This window comes from Kitasatospora sp. HPM-01-4 (assembly GCF_051374625.1).
GTDB lineage: Bacteria > Actinomycetota > Actinomycetes > Streptomycetales > Streptomycetaceae > Kitasatospora.
Genome location: NZ_JBPQGP010000005.1, coordinates 6,428,207 through 6,444,371 on the forward strand (window position 1 = coordinate 6,428,207; position 16,165 = coordinate 6,444,371).

11 protein-coding genes are annotated in these 16,165 nt (G+C 71.5%); 6 read left to right on the forward strand and 5 right to left on the reverse strand.

The genetic code is table 11. The annotated features are described in order from the left end of the window. Nucleotides 1-11: 11 nt before the first annotated feature. The 5 genes from lgt (at nucleotide 12) to ACSMTC_RS28120 (ending at nucleotide 10,279) form a co-directional block, all read left to right on the forward strand. Nucleotides 12-965 carry a prolipoprotein diacylglyceryl transferase gene (lgt, locus tag ACSMTC_RS28100; protein WP_436562501.1) on the forward strand — a complete coding sequence of 318 codons (954 nt, stop codon included), beginning with the start codon at nucleotides 12-14 and terminating at the stop codon, nucleotides 963-965. 169 nt (nucleotides 966-1,134) lie between these two features. Continuing rightward, nucleotides 1,135-1,878, forward strand: coding sequence for a VIT1/CCC1 transporter family protein (locus tag ACSMTC_RS28105; RefSeq protein ID WP_436562502.1), 744 nt, complete (start codon nucleotides 1,135-1,137; stop codon nucleotides 1,876-1,878). 599 nt (nucleotides 1,879-2,477) lie between these two features. Continuing rightward, nucleotides 2,478-7,073: a glutamate synthase large subunit gene (gltB, locus tag ACSMTC_RS28110; RefSeq protein ID WP_436564834.1), complete on the forward strand. Its 4,596-nt coding sequence runs from the start codon at nucleotides 2,478-2,480 to the stop codon at nucleotides 7,071-7,073. After that, nucleotides 7,066-8,526, forward strand: a complete 1,461-nt coding sequence (locus ACSMTC_RS28115) for a glutamate synthase subunit beta (RefSeq protein WP_436562503.1) — start codon at nucleotides 7,066-7,068, stop codon at nucleotides 8,524-8,526. The genes gltB and ACSMTC_RS28115 overlap by 8 nt, the downstream gene beginning before the upstream one ends. 295 nt (nucleotides 8,527-8,821) lie before the next feature. Then, nucleotides 8,822-10,279 carry an aldehyde dehydrogenase family protein gene (locus tag ACSMTC_RS28120; protein WP_436562504.1) on the forward strand — a complete coding sequence of 486 codons (1,458 nt, stop codon included), beginning with the start codon at nucleotides 8,822-8,824 and terminating at the stop codon, nucleotides 10,277-10,279. A 27-nt stretch (nucleotides 10,280-10,306) separates the two neighbouring features. On the opposite strand, the gene ACSMTC_RS28125 is transcribed toward ACSMTC_RS28120, so the two are convergent. The 3 genes from ACSMTC_RS28125 to ACSMTC_RS28135 all read right to left on the reverse strand — a co-directional run bounded on the left by ACSMTC_RS28125 (nucleotide 10,307) and on the right by ACSMTC_RS28135 (nucleotide 12,027). Beyond that, nucleotides 10,307-10,972: a rhomboid-like protein gene (locus ACSMTC_RS28125; protein WP_436562505.1), complete on the reverse strand. Its 666-nt coding sequence runs from the start codon at nucleotides 10,970-10,972 to the stop codon at nucleotides 10,307-10,309. A gap of 103 nt (nucleotides 10,973-11,075) precedes the next feature. Further along, complete coding sequence (locus tag ACSMTC_RS28130) at nucleotides 11,076-11,573, reverse strand: adenosine-specific kinase (RefSeq protein ID WP_436562506.1); 498 nt, start codon at nucleotides 11,571-11,573, stop codon at nucleotides 11,076-11,078. Nucleotides 11,574-11,676: 103 nt separating this feature from the next. After that, entirely contained in the window at nucleotides 11,677-12,027 is a 351-nt protein-coding gene (locus tag ACSMTC_RS28135; protein ID WP_436562507.1) for a hypothetical protein, read from the reverse strand. A 225-nt stretch (nucleotides 12,028-12,252) separates the two neighbouring features. On the opposite strand from ACSMTC_RS28135, the gene ACSMTC_RS28140 reads away from it, so the two are divergent. Further along, nucleotides 12,253-13,830 (forward strand): purple acid phosphatase family protein, encoded by a 1,578-nt coding sequence (locus ACSMTC_RS28140; RefSeq protein WP_436562508.1) that lies wholly within the window; start codon nucleotides 12,253-12,255, stop codon nucleotides 13,828-13,830. A 4-nt stretch (nucleotides 13,831-13,834) separates the two neighbouring features. On the opposite strand, the gene ACSMTC_RS28145 is transcribed toward ACSMTC_RS28140, so the two are convergent. Together ACSMTC_RS28145 and ACSMTC_RS28150 are read right to left on the reverse strand one after the other, a co-directional pair. Then, nucleotides 13,835-15,583, reverse strand: coding sequence for a bactofilin family protein (locus ACSMTC_RS28145; RefSeq protein WP_436562509.1), 1,749 nt, complete (start codon nucleotides 15,581-15,583; stop codon nucleotides 13,835-13,837). Between the two features lie 55 nt (nucleotides 15,584-15,638). Next, complete coding sequence (locus tag ACSMTC_RS28150; RefSeq protein ID WP_436562510.1) at nucleotides 15,639-16,154, reverse strand: GNAT family N-acetyltransferase; 516 nt, start codon at nucleotides 16,152-16,154, stop codon at nucleotides 15,639-15,641. Between the last annotated feature and the right edge of the window lie 11 nt (nucleotides 16,155-16,165).

Sequence of the window (16,165 nt, forward strand, 5' to 3'; positions counted from 1 at the left end):
TCGACCTTGTCATGGAACTCGCTTACATCCCGAGCCCGTCGCGGGGCGTCCTCTACCTTGGACCCGTCCCGCTGCGCGCCTACGCCTTCTGCATCATCATCGGTGTCGTCGTGGCCGTGTGGCTCGGCAGCAAGCGCTGGGTCGCCCGCGGCGGCGCCAAGCACACCGTCGGGGACATCGCCGTCTGGGCCGTTCCGTTCGGACTGGTCGGCGGCCGCCTCTACCACGTGATCACCGATCACCAGCTCTACTTCGGTGACGGCAAGGACCCGTGGAACGCCCTCAAGATCTGGGAGGGCGGCCTCGGCATCTGGGGTGCCATCGCGCTGGGCGCGGTCGGTGCCTGGATCGGGGCCCGCCGCCGCGGCGTCCCGCTGCCCGCGTACGCCGACGCCATCGCGCCCGGTATCGCGCTGGCCCAGGCCTGCGGCCGCTGGGGCAACTGGTTCAACCAGGAGCTCTACGGCAAGGCGACCACCCTGCCCTGGGGACTGAAGATCCACAAGGTGCTGCCGGACGGCACGGTCGTGGAGGGCGTCTACCACCCGACCTTCCTGTACGAGTCGCTCTGGTGCGTCGGTGTGGCGCTGCTGGTGATCTGGGCCGACCGCCGCTTCACCCTCGGCCACGGCCGGGCCTTCGCCCTCTACGTCGCCGCCTACACGGTGGGCCGGGCCTGGATCGAGTACCTGCGGATCGACGAGGCGCACCACATCCTCGGCCTGCGGCTGAACGACTGGACCGCGATCGTGGTCTTCCTCGCCGCGGTCGCCTACCTGGTGATCGTCGGCAGGAAGCGCCCGGGTCGGGAGGCTCCCGACTCGATCGATCCGGCGGCCCGGGCCGAGGAGTCGACGGAGTCCGGTCAGGAGGTGACGGAGTCCGGCAAGGAGGGCGTCCCGTCGCCGGCCCCCGCTCCGGCCGAGTCGAAGCCGGCCGCCGAGAAGAAGCCAAGCAACCCCTGACCTGCGTTTACGTCGAGCTCCGGCCGCTTCCACCAGCTCGGTGGCAGGCGGCCGGTGCCATGTTCGGACAGCCTTACTTTCCTGGAATACGTCTAAAGTTCGGACTAGTTTAGGGAAGGTGAGACCCCGCCGGGCCGGGGGGAAGTGTACGAACGGAGGCCGACCCGCCATGACTGCGACCATCGCCCAGCCGAACCTGGACGACCAGCCCAAGCCGCGCATCCCGGCGGACGGTCACCATCGCGACGTCAACGGAGGCTGGCTGCGGCCGGCCGTGTTCGGCGCGATGGACGGACTGGTCTCCAACTTCGCTCTGATGACCGGCGTGGTCGGCGGTGCCGTCAGCAGCAACACGGTGATCCTCACCGGCCTCGCGGGGCTCGCCGCCGGCGCCTGTTCGATGGCGGCCGGCGAGTACACCTCGGTGGCCTCCCAGCGTGAGCTGGTCGAGGCCGAGATCGAGGCCGAACGGCTGGAGCTCAGCCGCAACCCGCACGGTGAGCTGGCCGAGCTGGCGCAGATGTACATCGGGCGCGGCGTCGAGCCGGAGCTCGCCCACGAGGTCGCCCGGCAGCTCTCCGCCGACCCGGACCAGACGCTGGAGATCCACGCCCGGGAGGAGCTGGGCGTGGACCCGAACGACCTGCCCTCGCCGCTGGTCGCGGCGGCCTCGTCGTTCCTGTGCTTCGCGGTCGGTGCGCTGCTGCCGCTGCTGCCCTACCTGCTGGGGGCGACCTCGCTGCTGCCGGCGCTGCTGCTCTCGCTGGTCGGCCTGTTCGCCTGTGGTGCGGTGGTGGCCCGGGTGACCGCACGGAGCTGGTGGTTCAGCGGGCTGCGGCAGCTGGTGCTCGGCAGCGCGGCGGCGGGGGTGACGTACCTGCTCGGTGCGCTGATCGGCGGGCACATCGGCTGACGGGCCCCTTCGGGGCAGCTCTCCCAGGGGTGCGGGAACCGTGAGATCTCACGGTTCCCGCACCCCTTTCGGCGTTGTGGGGCCGGGCCGTCGGACGTCCGGCGCCGGGGCCGGACAGGTGCTTCGGACCTCCCCTGTGCCCCCGGACGGGCCGCGGGGGTCTGCGGTGAGCTGCATGGATATGCCAGTGATTGCGTGATGTTCCGCACATGGGTCGAGAGGGTTGGCCTGGCCTAACCGCGTCCGTGAGCGCGTTGGGCCGCAGATTCATGGCCGGCGGTCGGCCGCCGGAGATGGAATCGCAGGTGGTGCCGTTCTCAGTATGTGGACAGCGGATTTCGGCTCTGTTTCGGGACGGGTGTCCGGGGGCACACTGGTGGCAGCGTGCGGACGGGTGTTCGCCTCCGCTCGCTCCGGTCGCCAGTCGGGAAACCCCTGTGAACTGGGCCCTCTGCCCGCGATGTGGACGTGATGTTCCACTTCTCGGGATCTTCAGCATCATGTAACTCGCACGACACCGCATCAGGGCCAACGTCGTCCCTATTGCACTCAGCACCTTGCCAATGACGACGACGGGAGAGCCGATGCTGCCTGCATCCATGCACTCCGCCAACGAGCCCGGGCAGGCCAGCCGCCCGTACGCGCTCGTTCCGGATGCGCGCCCCACAGCCCAGGGTCTGTACGACCCGCGCAACGAGCACGACGCCTGCGGTGTCGGTTTCGTCGCCACGCTGACCGGCATCGCCGACCACACGATCGTCGAGCAGGCGCTGGCCGTACTGCGCAACCTGGAGCACCGGGGCGCCACCGGTGCCGAACCGGACTCCGGTGACGGAGCGGGCATCCTGACCCAGATCCCGGACGCCTTCCTGCGCTCCAAGGTCTCCTTCGAGCTTCCCGCCGCCGGCTCCTACGCCGTCGGCATCGCCTTCCTGCCGGACGAGGACGGAGCCGACCTCGCCGCCGTCGCGCAGATCCAGGCCATCGCGGCCGAGGAGGGCCTCACCGTCCTCGGCTGGCGCGGCGTCCCCGTCGCCCCCGAGCTGCTCGGCGCCACCGCGCGGAGCGTGATGCCGCGGTTCCGCCAGCTGTTCCTCGGCCACGGCGAGAAGACCGGGATCGAGCTGGACCGGGTCGCCTTCGTGGTGCGCAAGCGGGCCGAGCGCGAGGCCGGGGTCTACTTCCCGTCGCTGTCGGCGCGGACCATCGTCTACAAGGGCATGCTGACCACCGGCCAGCTGGAGCCGTTCTTCCCCGACCTGTCGGACCGGCTCTACGCCTCCGCGATCGGCCTGGTGCACTCGCGGTTCTCCACCAACACCTTCCCGAGCTGGCCGCTGGCCCACCCGTACCGGTTCATCGCCCACAACGGCGAGATCAACACGGTCAAGGGCAACCGCAACTGGATGACCGCCCGGGAGTCCCAGCTCGCCACCGACCTGATCCCGGACAACGGGAACGGCCAGGGACTGAGCCGGATATTCCCGGTCTGCACCCCCGACCACTCCGACTCGGCCTCCTTCGACGAGGTGCTGGAGCTGCTGCACCTCGGCGGGCGCTCGCTGCCGCACTCGGTGCTGATGATGATCCCGGAGGCGTGGGAGAACCACGCCACCATGAGCCCGGCCCGGCGCGCCTTCTACCAGTACCACTCCAACCTGATCGAGCCCTGGGACGGACCGGCCTGCGTCACCTTCACCGACGGCACCCAGATCGGTGCGGTCCTGGACCGCAACGGCCTGCGCCCCGCCCGGTACTGGGTCACCGAGGACGGCCTGGTGGTGCTCTCCTCCGAGGTCGGCGTGCTGGACGTCGCTCCGGAGCGGGTGGCCAGGAAGGGCCGGCTGCGGCCCGGCCGGATGTTCCTGATCGACACGGCCGAGGGCCGGATCGTCGAGGACGAGGAGATCAAGTCCGCCCTCGCCGCCGAGCACCCCTACGAGGAGTGGGTCGCCGCCGGGCAGATCCAGCTCGCCAAGCTGCCCGAGCGCGAGCACGTCCACCACACCCACGCCTCGGTGACCCGCCGCCAGCAGACCTTCGGCTACACCGAGGAGGAGCTGCGGGTCATCATCGCGCCGATGGCCAGGACCGGCGCCGAGGCACTCGGTTCGATGGGCACCGACTCGCCGATCGCCGCGCTCTCCGAGAAGCCCCGCCTGCTGTTCGACTACTTCGTGCAGCTCTTCGCCCAGGTCACCAACCCGCCGCTGGACGCCATCCGCGAGGAGCTGGTCACCTCGCTGCTGAGCAACCTCGGCCCCGAGGGCAACCTGCTCGACGCCAGCCCGGCGCACTGCCGCTCGGTCGGCATCACCTTCCCGGTGATCGACAACGACGAGCTGGCCAAGCTGATCCACATCAACGCGGACGGCGACCAGCCGGGGCTGAAGGCCGTCACCCTGTCGGGCCTCTACAAGGTCGCCCGCGGCGGCGCGGGCCTGGCCGAGCGGCTCGCCGAGATCGCCGCCGAGGCGGACGCGGCGATCGCCGACGGCGCCCGGATCGTGGTCCTCTCCGACCGGCACTCGGACGCCGAGCACGCGCCGATCCCCTCGCTGCTGCTCACCTCGGCCGTCCACCACCACCTGATCCGCACCAAGCAGCGCACCCAGGTCTCGCTGGTCGTCGAGGCCGGTGACGTCCGCGAGGTGCACCATGTGGCGCTGCTGATCGGCTACGGCGCCGGCGCGGTCAACCCGTACCTGGCCATGGAGTCGGTCGAGGACCTGGTCACCCAGGGCGTCTTCATCGAGGGCTTCGAGCCGCAGAAGGCGATCCGGAACCTGATCAAGGCGCTCGGCAAGGGCGTGCTCAAGGTGATGTCCAAGATGGGCATCTCGACCGTCGCCTCCTACCGCGGCGCCCAGGTCTTCGAGGCGATCGGCCTCTCGCAGGAGCTGGTGGACGCCTACTTCGCGGGCACCACCAGCAAGCTCGGCGGCATCGGCCTGGACGAGATCGCCAGGGAGGTGGCCGCCCGGCACGCCAAGGCGTACCCGGCCTCCGGGATCTCCGCCGCGCACCGCGCACTGGAGATCGGCGGCGAGTACCAGTGGCGCCGTGAGGGCGAGCCGCACCTGTTCGACCCGGACACCGTCTTCCGGCTGCAGCACTCCACCCGCTCGCGCCGGTACGACATCTTCAAGCAGTACACCGGCCGGGTGAACGAGCAGTCCGAGCGGCTGATGACCCTGCGCGGCCTGTTCAAGCTGGACGCCCTCGGCCGCACCCCGGTCCCGATCGACGAGGTCGAGCCGGTCTCCGAGATCGTCCGGCGCTTCTCCACCGGCGCCATGTCGTACGGCTCCATCTCGCGCGAGGCGCACGAGACGCTGGCGATCGCGATGAACCGCCTCGGCGGCAAGTCCAACACCGGTGAGGGCGGCGAGGACCCGGACCGCCTCTACGACCCGGAGCGCCGTTCGGCGATCAAGCAGGTCGCCTCCGGCCGGTTCGGCGTCACCAGCGAGTACCTGGTCAACGCGGACGACATCCAGATCAAGATGGCCCAGGGTGCCAAGCCCGGCGAGGGCGGCCAGCTGCCCGGCCACAAGGTCTACCCGTGGGTCGCCAGGACCCGGCACTCCACCCCGGGTGTCGGCCTGATCTCGCCGCCGCCGCACCACGACATCTACTCCATCGAGGACCTGGCCCAGCTGATCCACGACCTCAAGAACGCCAACCCCGAGGCCCGGATCCATGTGAAGCTGGTCTCCGAGGTCGGCGTCGGCACGGTCGCCGCAGGTGTCTCCAAGGCGCACGCGGACGTGGTGCTGGTCTCCGGCCACGACGGCGGTACCGGTGCCTCACCGCTGACCAGCCTGAAGCACGCGGGCGGCCCCTGGGAGCTCGGACTGGCCGAGACCCAGCAGACCCTGCTGCTCAACGGTCTGCGCGACCGGATCGTGGTGCAGACGGACGGCCAGCTGAAGACCGGCCGCGACGTGGTGATCGCGGCGCTGCTCGGTGCCGAGGAGTTCGGCTTCGCGACCGCGCCGCTGGTGGTCTCCGGCTGCATCATGATGCGCGTCTGCCACCTGGACACCTGCCCGGTCGGCGTCGCCACCCAGAACCCGGTGCTGCGCGAGCGGTTCTCCGGCAAGCCCGAATTCGTGGTCAACTTCTTCGAGTTCATCGCCGAGGAGGTCCGTGAGCTCCTCGCGGAGCTGGGCTTCCGCTCGGTCGAGGAGGCCGTCGGCCACGCCGAGCACATCAACGCCACCGCCGCGATCGACCACTGGAAGGCCGCCGGGCTCGACCTGGCCCCGCTGTTCCACGTCCCCGAGCTGCCCGCGGGCGCGGCCCGGCACCGCACCGTCGACCAGGACCACGCGCTCGACAAGGCCCTGGACAACCAGCTGATCGAGCTGGCCGAGGACGCCCTGGAGCGCGGCGACGCGGTCCGGATCCAGCTGCCGATCCGCAACGTCAACCGCACGGTGGGCACCATGCTCGGCCACAGGGTGACCAAGCGGTACAGGGGCGAGGGCCTGCCGGAGGGGACGATCGACGTCACCTTCACCGGCTCGGCCGGCCAGTCCTTCGGGGCCTTCGTGCCCAAGGGCGTCACGCTGCGGCTGGAGGGCGACGCCAACGACTACGTCGGCAAGGGCCTTTCGGGCGGTGTGGTGATCGTCCGGCCGGCCCGCGAGGCCGCCGCGATCGGCAACGACGCCCAGAACCACGTGATCGCCGGCAACACCATCGGCTACGGCGCCACCAGCGGCCGGATCCACCTGCGCGGCAAGGCCGGTGAGCGCTTCGCCGTCCGCAACTCCGGTGCCACCCTGGTGGTCGAGGGCGTGGGCGACCACGGCCTGGAGTACATGACCGGCGGCCGGGTGGTCATCCTGGGCGAGACCGGCCGCAACCTGGCGGCGGGGATGTCCGGCGGTATCGCCTACGTGCTGGACCTGCGCCCGGCCAACGTCAACGGCGGCATGGTGGGCATCGAGGCCCCGGACGCCGACGACCGCGACTGGCTGCGCGAGACCGTGCAGCTGCACTACGAGGAGACCGGCTCGACGGTCGCCGCCGAGCTGCTGGCCGACTGGGGCAGCGGGGTCTCCCGCTTCTCCAAGATCATGCCGACCGACTACAAGGCTGTGCTCGCCGCCAAGGACGCCGCTGAGCGCGATGGACTCTCCGAGTCCGAGACCACTCGCAAGATGATGGAGGCGGCACATGGCTGACCCCAAGGGCTTCCTGACCACGCCCAAGCAGCTGGCGGAGCGCCGCCCGGTGGACGTGCGGATCCGCGACTGGAACGAGGTCTACGTCGAGCGCAGCCTCCTGCCGGTCATCAGCAAGCAGGCCGGCCGGTGCATGGACTGCGGCATCCCGTTCTGCCACAACGGCTGCCCGCTCGGGAACCTCATCCCCGAGTGGAACGACCTGGCGTACCGGGACGACTGGAAGGGCGCCATCGAGCGGCTGCACGCCACCAACAACTTCCCGGAGTTCACCGGGCGGCTGTGCCCGGCGCCCTGCGAGTCGGCGTGCGTGCTGGGGATCAACCAGGACGCGGTGACCATCAAGAACGTCGAGGTCACCATCATCGACAAGGCCTGGGACCGGGGCGGGGTCATCCCGCAGGTGCCCGAGCGCCTCTCCGGCAGGACGGTCGCGGTCGTCGGCTCGGGCCCGGCCGGTCTGGCGGCCGCCCAGCAGCTCACCAGGGCCGGGCACACGGTGGTGGTGTACGAGCGCGCCGACCGGATCGGCGGCCTGCTGCGCTACGGCATCCCCGAGTTCAAGATGGAGAAGCGCCACATCAACCGCCGGATCGAGCAGATGCGCGCGGAGGGCACCCGGTTCCGTACCGGCGTGCACGTCGGCGAGGACATCACCGGTCAGCAGCTGCGCGAGCGCTTCGACGCGGTCGTGATCGCCGCCGGCGCCACCACCGCGCGGGACCTGCCCGTTCCCGGACGGGAGCTGAAGGGCATCCACCAGGCGATGGAGTACCTGCCGCTGGCCAACAAGGTGCAGGAGGGCGACTTCGTCGAGTCGCCGATCACCGCCAAGGGCAGGCACGTGGTGGTCATCGGCGGTGGCGACACCGGCGCGGACTGCGTGGGCACCGCCCACCGCCAGGGCGCGGCCTCGGTCACCCAGCTGGAGATCATGCCGCGGCCGGGCGAGGAGCGCCCCGAGCACCAGCCCTGGCCCACCATGCCGATGACCTACAAGGTCACCTCCGCGCACGAGGAGGGCGGCGAGCGCGTCTACTCCGTCAATACCACCCGCTTCACCGGCGACGAGGACGGCAATGTGGCCGAACTCCACCTGGTGGAGGTCGAGTTCAGGGACGGCCGGTTCGAGCCGGTCCCCGGCACCGAGCGCTCGATCCCGGCACAGCTGGTCACCCTGGCCATGGGCTTCACCGGCACGGACGTGAAGAACGGACTGGTCGAGCAGCTGGGCGTCGAGCTGGACGCACGGGGTAATATCGGCCGTGATGGGAAGTTCGGCACCAATGTGGACGGCGTGTACGTCTGCGGTGACGCCGGTCGCGGCCAGTCGCTGATCGTCTGGGCCATCGCCGAGGGCCGTTCCGCGGCCGCCGCGGTGGACAGGTACCTGGGTGGCAAGACCCCGCTGCCCGCCCCGATCCGGCCGACCGATCGTCCGCTCGTCGTCTGACAACGTAGTCCGACGACGATGGTCCCACGCTGTGGTCCGACGACGCCGTCCGACCACGGCGGTCCGTGGTGGGTGGTCTGACAACCCTCGCATGAACCGCCGGGCATCTTCCCGCCCGGCTGCACCACCCGCCCGCCCGTCAGCGCCGCCGGGCAACAGCGGTCCAGACGGTACCTGCCCTCTCCCCGACCAGTTGGGGGCAGGTGCCGTTGCGCTTTTCCGGCCAAGGAAGTCGGCTCGACAGTAGGATGACGACCGATCAGGTCGAATGCCGGAAAGCTGAAAAGGTGATCGGGTGTCTTACTTCTCTGAGCTGTCGCAGCAGTACATCGACGGCCGGTGGCGGTCCGGCAGCGGTTCGTGGGACATCGTCGACCTGAACCCCTACAACGGCGAGAAGCTGGCCTCCATCACCGTCGCCACGGTGGCCGAGGTCGACGAGGCGTACCGGGCCGCCGAGCGGGAGCAGCGGGAGTGGGGCCGGCTCAACCCGTACAGCAGGCGGCTGGTGTTCGAGCGGGCGCTGCGGATCATAGAGGAGCGCGAGCCGGAGATCACCGAGACGATCATCGCCGAGCTCGGCGGCACCCGGCTGAAGGCGGCCTTCGAGCTGTCGCTCGCCAGGGACATGCTGCGCGAGTGCATGCAGCTGTCGCTGCGGGCGGAGGGGCGGATCCTGCCGTCACCGGTGGACGGCAAGGAGAACCGGCTCTACCGGCTGCCGGTGGGTGTGGTCGGCGTGATCAGCCCGTTCAACTTCCCGTTCTTCCTCTCGCTCAAGGCCGTCGCCCCCGCGCTCGCGCTCGGCAACGGCGTCGTCCTCAAGCCGCACCAGGAGGCGCCGATCACCGGCGGCACCCTGATCGCGAAGATCTTCGAGGAGGCCGGGCTGCCGGCCGGTCTGCTGAACGTGCTGCTCACCGACATCGCGGAGATCGGTGACGCCTTCCTGGAGCACCCGGTGCCCAAGGTGATCGCCTTCACCGGCTCCGACCACGTGGGCCGGCACGTCGCCCGGGTGGCGGCGGGCCACTTCAAGCGGACGGTGCTGGAGCTCGGCGGCAACAGCGCGCTGATCGTGCTGGACGACGCCGACCTCGACTACGCCGTGGACGCCGCGGTGTTCAGCCGCTTCGCGCACCAGGGCCAGGTCTGCATGGCGGCGAACCGGGTGCTGGTGGACCGGAGCGTGTCGGCGGAGTTCACCGAGCGGTTCGTCGCCAAGATCCGCACGCTGAAGGTCGGGGATCCGGCGGATCCGGCGACCCAGCTCGGCCCGCTGATCAACAGCGCCCAGGCGGAGTCGATCACCGCGCAGGTGGACCAGGCGGTCGCGGAGGGTGCGACGGTCCTGCTGCGCGGGGACGTGGTCGGCACGCTGATGGAGCCGGTGGTGCTGACCGGTGTACCGGCCGAATCGGAGATCCTGCGGCGGGAGCTGTTCGGGCCGGTGGTCGTGGTGGTGCCCTTCGACGGCGAGGAGGAGGCGGTCAGGATCGCCAACGACACGCCGTTCGGTCTGAGCGGGGCGGTGCACACCGGCGATGTCGAGCGCGGGGTGCGGGTGGCCAAGCGGATCGAGACCGGCATGATCCACATCAATGACGGGACCATCCACGACGAGGCGATCGTGCCGTTCGGCGGCGAGAAGAGCTCGGGCGTCGGACGGCTGAACGGCGAGGCCACGGTCGAGGCCTTCACCACGGTGAAGTGGATCTCGATCCAGCACGAGCGGAGCCGGTTCCCGTTCTAGCGGCGGGCGCAGCAGGCCCCGCGCCCCTCAGCCGGTGCGTGGCCGGCGCAGCCAGGCCCAGCGGGAGGCCAGCACGCCGATACCGAGGGCGATCAGGTGCCCGGCGTCGGCGAGCTCCTGGTCGAGTGCCCAGGCGGCCGCCAGCAGCAGGGCGAGGGCCGGCAGGCCGTAGCGCCGCAGCCGGTCGGGGCCGAGGGCGAGCAGGAAGCCGCCGGTGGCGACCAGGCCGTAGCTGATGCCCACGTCCCGGGCGCGGGAGAGCGCGCCCGGGATGTGGACGGTGAGCATCACCCACATCGCGCCCTCGGTGAGGAGGGTGGCCCCCAGGTGCCCCAGGAGGAAGACCACGGCGGCGCGGGCGGCTCCCCAGCGCCACTCGGCCAGCCCGACCACGACGGCCACCGCCGTGATGCCGGCCCAGGCGGGCACGCCGTCCACCACCAGGCCGCTGGTGAACAGCGTCCACCACTTGCCGACCTCCATGTGGTGCACGTTGCTGCTGTTGTACCGGACGAACCGGGCCCGCCCGGCCCGGCTCTGGCTGGAGAGCCACCAGGCCATCGCGGTCAGCAGCAGCACGTACACCGTGGTCAGCGGGAGGCGCGCCAGCACCCGGACGGCCGGGCCGTGGGACGGCGCCGGCCGCGCCGCGCCGGGGCGGCCGCCGGTACTCGTCGCGCCGAGATCTCTCATCGTGCCTGTGGTCCCTGACTCTTGCTCAGGCCCGCTTCGGGCCACTGCCCGTTCCCGGCAGCCTCGTCAGAAGCCTACGACGCGGCCTGTGCGCCCGTGGTTCTCAGAGCTTGTAACCGATCTGCCGCAGCAGGCGGTGCCGGTCCGCGGCGTCGGCGTCGGTCTCCACGCCGACCGGCGGTACGCCGTCGATCACCCCGATCACGCCGCGGCCCCGTTCGGTGACCGCGACCAGGACGTCGACGGGGTTGGCGGTCGCACAGAAGATGCCGCAGACCTCGGGCACGGCCTTGACGGAGTTGAGGACGTTGACCGGGTAGCCCTCGCGCAGCAGGATCACGAAGGAGTGCCCGGCGCCGACCGCCAGGGCGCTCGCGACCGCGAGCCGCACCAGCTCCTCGTCGTTGCCGGACCTGCGGACCAGGCAGGCGCCGGAGGCCTCGCAGAAGGCGATCCCGAAGCGGAGGTGCCCGCCCACCCCGACCAGTGCCTCGTGCAGGTCCTCCACGGTCTTGATGAAGTGCGACTGGCCGACGATCACATTGACGTCATCGGGCTTCTCGATGTGCACCACATCGAAGGACAATCCGGCAGTGGCCACCGGGACCTCCCGTACTCGCTCTGTACTCGGACGATTGACGGCACGCCGATCATCGCGAGGTGCGGGCCGCCGAGTCCAGGTGGCGCGCGCAGGCGGGCCGACCTCAGCGGATCCGCCGGACTGACCGGAGGGCGGCGGCCGCGACCGCGGCCACCCCGTACCAGGTCCAGGCGAGCGCCCGGTACGCCAGGCCGGCCGACCGGTACCACAGCTCGCCCGCCCCGCCGAGGACCAGGTACCAGGCGACGCCGAACGGCATGGCGATCCAGAACCACGAGGGCGGCGCGAACTCACCGGGCCGCCGGGAGCCCTCCCTGGCCCACCGGCGGCAGCGCTCGGCGCCCTCCCGCCGCCACCGGGCACAGCGACGGGCGCCCTCCCCGGCCCACCGGGTACGGGGCTCGACGTGGCGGGCGCGCCACTCATCACGCCTGGTCCCACCGCAGCCCGACATCTCGCCTCCCACCGTTCCGGTCCGTCCGTCCTGGTGCGGCGCCAGGTCAGCACCTGCGGATCCGCGGGTCAACGGGGCGCACCGCCGACCGGCGGCGGGAGGGACCGTTCGGCGGTCGGACGGCCTCGCGGGACCGGGCAGGGCTCGCGGCCCGGGAGGGGGCGCACTGCTGTTCACGTGCCGGAACCGGCGGTGTTCACCTTGCGGATGGCAGGCTGACGGGCCATGAGCCCTGTGAGGAATGTCAGTCGGCGTGGTCTCCTGGCGGGTGCCACCGGATTGGGTGTCGGCGGCGCCGTGGCGCTCGGCACCGGCACGGCCGTCGCCGCTCCCACCGCACCGAGCCCGTTGCTGTGGTCGAGGCCGGGACGCACCGGTGCGCCCCGAGTGGCCGGGCTGCACCTGCAGTTCGGGTCCGACGCCTCCCGGGAGGTGGTGGTCTCCTGGCACACCACCGTCTCGGTGGCACGCCCCAGGGTGCTGTTCGGAACGGCGCACGGCGGCTTCGGCCGACTGGAGCAGGCGCAGACCACCACCTACCGGGACGCCAAGTCGGGCACCGAGGTGCAGGTCCACCACGCCAGGATCGGCGGGCTGCAGCCGGACACCGACTACGTCTACGCGGCGCTGCACGAGGGTGCGGCACCGGAGCTCGGCACGGTCCGGACCGCGCCGCGCGGCCGGGGCGCCTTCACCTTCACCAGCTTCGGCGACCAGGGCACGCCCACGCTCGGGCGGCAGGGCGCGAACGGCTGGGTGAACGACAACCTCGGCAGCCCGGCGGCCGGCGACACCACGGCCGGGGTCGAGCGGATCGCGCCGCTGTTCCACCTGGTCAACGGCGACCTCTGCTACGCCAACCTGTCCAACGACCGGGTGCGCACCTGGTCGGACTGGTTCGAGAACAACTCCCGTTCCGCGCGTCACCGTCCGTGGATGCCCGCCGCAGGGAACCACGAGAACGAGCTGGGCAACGGACCGATCGGGTACGGCGCGTACCAGGCGTACTTCAGCCTCCCCGACGCCGGGGCGGACGGCGAACTGCGCGGCCTGTGGTACGCGTTCACCGCGGGATCGGTACGCGTGATCAGCCTCAGCAACGACGACGTCGCCTACCAGGACGCCGGGAACTCCTATGTGCACGGCTACTCCGGCGGTGCCCAGCGGCGCTGGCTGGAGGCCCAGTTGGCGGCCGCCGACGCCGACCCGGGCATCGACTGGATCGTGGTCTGCATGCACCAGGTGGTGATCTCCACGGCCGACAAGTTCAACGGCGCCGACCTGGGGATCCGGGAGAGCTGGGTGCCGCTGTTCGACAAGTACGGGGTGGACCTGGTGGTCTGCGGCCACGAGCACCACTACGAGCGCTCCCACCCGATCCGGGGCCAGCAGCCCACCGACACCCGCACCCCGGTCCCGGTCGCCACCGACACCGAGGTGATCGACACCACCAAGGGCACCGTCCACATGGTGATCGGAGGCGGCGGGACCTCGGCGCCCTCCAACCAGCTGCTCTTCAGCCCCGCCCGCTGCCGGGTGATCACCGGGGTGGGCCCGGTGGACTCCGCCACCGGCAAGCGCCCGCCGAAGTACGTCATCGAGGACGCCCCCTGGTCCGCCTTCCGCGACGCCGACCACTCCTACGGCTTCGCCGCCTTCGAGGTCGACCCGGGCGTACGGGGCGGCCACACCTCGATCGCGGTCACGTACTACGCGGTGACCGGCCCGTACGGCGACCTGCTGCCGGTGGACCGCTTCAGGCTCACCCGCCCGCGCGGCCGCCGGGGCGCCCGGCGCCCGTAGCCCCTCAGTTGCGGGTGAAGGTCCGGCCGGCGGCCGCGGCGATGGCGATGCCCAGGGTCCAGCCCAGAACGGTCAGGACGACGGTGACCACGGCGGGAACGCCGTGGTACTGCCAGGCGTCGCTCTGGCCGAAGCGGACCACGGGGATCAGGTGGTCGGCGGCGTACAGCACCGGGTTGAAGGTCGCGGAGCTGTCGGAACCGGTGCGCTGCGGATGCACCCGGCCGAAGTACACGCTGCTCGCGACCAGCAGACCGATCGCCCAGCCGAACGCGCGCAGCGGGCGGTAGCCGTAGCCGACCAGCAGGTCGAGCAGGTAGCCGGGCAGGCGGCGCGGGAAGGAGAGCTCCGCGCGTACGGCGCGCTGCCTGGCCAGCAGCACGGTCCTGGCCTCGCCGTCGTTGCCCAGCGAGCGGTAGTAGGCGGCCAGCTGCTCGTACGGCTGGGCGCGGAAGCCCCCGGTCCTGGCGGGGTCGGACCGGCGGACCTGGCGCCTGACCATGTCCAGCCGGTCCACCGCGTCGGCGTACCGGCTGAACGGGCCGTAGGTGAAGCCGTCGAGGTTCAGCCGGTTCGGCCAGGAGCCGGGCTGGTCGCCGATGCCGCCGGCGGCGGACGCCGCGTAGAGGGTGAGCAGGGCGTCGGGGCTGGCCATCCCGATCAGGTCGAGGTGGCCGGCGATACGCGCACCCGTCAGCCGGATCTCGCCCTCGGTCCTGAAGCCCTTGTTCAGATGGAGGCTGCCCGCGACCTGCAACCGGTTGGCGCGCAGTGCGGGCTGCCCCGGGGTCGGAGTGAGCCGGGCGCCGCTGAAGGTCAGTCCGCTGCCGAACTTCGCACCCGGCAGGCGCACCGTGCCGATGGCCGTGAAGGGCTGGGTGAGCTCCTCGGTCCGGTGCGGGCCGAAGAAGGAGTAGCCGGCCACGGTGAGCGAGTCACCGTGCAGCGCCCAGTGGCCCCGGCCGTCCAGCCGGGCACCGGTCAGGTACAGCGAACTGCCGATGTGCGCACCGGCCAGCCGCAGCGCCCCCGTGGTCCGCAGCCGCTGGGCCAGCAGGCTGCGCCCGATCCGCATCCCGCCGGCGTTGAGCGACTCGCCGTCGGCCCTCGCGTCGACCAGCCTCGCGTCCATGAGGTTGACCCGGCCGTCTATCCGGGCGCCGATCAGGCCGAACGAGCCGTTCACCTCGGCCCGTTCGGCGAGCAGGCTGCCGTCGACGCGGATGCCGTCGGCGAGGACGGCGCGCACCTCCTCGTCCTCCGCCTCCGTCCCCCCGGCGGCGGGCCCGGAGACGACGGTGCGGCTGAGGTCCAGGGTCCCGCGCACATGCGCGCCGGACGCGCTGAGCGTGGTCAGACGGGACCCGCTCAGGTCGATCGACCCGGTGACGGCACCGTCGAGCACGACCGGCCCGTCGAACCGGCAGCCCTGGAGCAGGAGCAGGGGTGAGACCTCCCCGTGGCCGAGGAGCAGCTCACCGGTGATCCGTGCCCCGGCGAGCCGCACCGCCGCCACGGCCCCCGCCACGGTGGGGCAGGCCCCCAGCAGCAGTGCGGCGATCACCCCGCCGCGTACCACCCGGTCGGCCGGCCACCGGTCGGCCCCGGCCGGATCGTCCGCGGCGGCGTGACCGGTGCGCAGGTCGACCAGTCCGCCGTGCGGGAAGGCCTGCCAGAGCCGGCGTTCGGTCGCGGTGAGCCTGCCGAGCCGGCCGGGTACGGGGGAGCCTGAGGGAACTGGCGTACGGCGCATGGCGGTTATCCTGCCCTACTCCCGGCTTCCCCATGGCGCCCCCGGGGACGCACCGTCAGTTCGACGCGGTGAGGCGGAAAGCCTCCAGCTCGCTCTCGTACCAGCGGTCGGTCCGGCCCAGCGGGGTCATGCCGAGCCGGCGGCAGACCGCCTGGGAACGGTGGTTGTCCGGATGGGTCACCGCGTAGATCTCGGCCAGCCCGTCGGCGAAGCCCTTGGCCACGGCACCGGCGGCCGCCTCGGTCGCGAACCCCTGGCCCCAGGAGTCCGGGTGGAAGTGCCAGCCGACCTCCACCTCGCCCTCCCCACCGGGGATCGGCACCAGCAGCACCGAACCCGCCACCACACCGGTGTCCCGGCACTCCACCGCCCAGACCCCGTAGCGGGGATCGGCCGAACGCTGACGGAACCGCTCGATCAGGGCGTCCGCCTCCGTGAGGTGCGCCAGCGTGCGGCTGCGGCCGAGCCAACCGGTCACCTCGGTACGGGAGTACAGGTCGAAGGCCCGCTCCCGGTCCTCGGCGCGCCACTGGCGTATGGTCAGGCGGTCGGTGGTGAGGACGGCGGACATCGGTGGAGCCT